At 70.9% G+C, this 1069-nt stretch carries 1 protein-coding gene; it reads right to left on the bottom strand.

What is annotated here, in order from left to right:
- Nucleotides 1–91: 91 nt before the first annotated feature.
- The coding region (locus ACFSHS_RS22520) for an S-(hydroxymethyl)mycothiol dehydrogenase (protein ID WP_376881171.1) at nucleotides 92–1069 on the bottom strand (978 nt) is incomplete at its 5' end.

Here is a 1069-nt window from a genome sequence, read left to right as displayed (position 1 = left end):
TCGCCGACCAGCCAGACGTTGTTCTCCACGTCGAAGTCCTGCCCGTCCAGGGAGAACACGCCGGGCACGACGACCCGCTGGATGCGGGCCATCAGAAGACCACCACGCTGCGCAGCACGTCGCCGTGGTGCATTTTCGCGAAGGCCTGCTCCACGCCGTCGATGCCGATCGTCTCGCTGACGAAGTCCTCCAGCGGGAAGCGGCCCTGGCGGTAGAGGTCGACGAGCATCGGGAAGTCGCGGGAGGGCAGGCAGTCGCCGTACCAGGAGGACTTGATCGCCCCGCCGCGGCCGAAGATCTCGATCAGCGGCAGGCTGATCGTCATCGCCGGGTTCGGAACGCCGACCAGCACCACCCGGCCGGCCAGGTCGCGGGCGTAGAAGGCCTGCTCGAACACCTTCGGATGGCCCACCGCGTCGATGGTGACGTCGGCGCCGAAGCCGCCGGTGGCCGCCTTGATCGCCTCGACCGCGTCGGTCTGCTGGGAGTTCACGGTGTGGGTGGCGCCGAACTGCTTGGCCCACGCCAGCTTCCGGTCGTCGATGTCGACGGCGATGATCGTGGTCGCGCCGGCCAGCTTGGCCCCGGCGATCGCGGCGTCGCCCACGCCGCCGCAGCCGAACACCGCCACGCTCTCCCCGCGGCGCACTCCGCCGGTGTTGATCGCCGCGCCCACCCCGGCCATCACGCCGCAGCCGAGCAGGCCGGCGGCGGTGGCCGGGGCGGCCGGGGCGACCCTGGTGCACTGGCCGGAGTGGACCAGCGTCTTCTCCACGAACGCGCCGATGCCCAGGGCGGGGGAGAGCTCGGTGCCGTCGGTCAGCGTCATCTTCTGCGCCGCGTTGTGCGTGTTGAAGCAGTACTGCAGCTCGCCCCTGAGACAGGCCCGGCACTGCCCGCACACCGCCCGCCAGTTGAGCACCACGTAGTCACCCACCGCGACGTTGGTGACCCCCTCGCCCACCGCCGAGACCACCCCGGCGGCCTCGTGACCCAGCAGGAACGGGAACTCGTCGTTGATCCCGCCCTCCCGGTAGTGCAGATCGGTGTGGCAGACCCCGCAGGCCTG

Origin of the sequence: Blastococcus deserti (assembly GCF_042682525.1) — a bacterium.
GTDB classification, from domain to species: Bacteria; Actinomycetota; Actinomycetes; order Mycobacteriales; family Geodermatophilaceae; genus Blastococcus_B; species Blastococcus_B deserti.
Note: the sequence above shows the minus strand (reverse complement) of the source record. Positions and strands in the feature narration are given on the sequence as shown.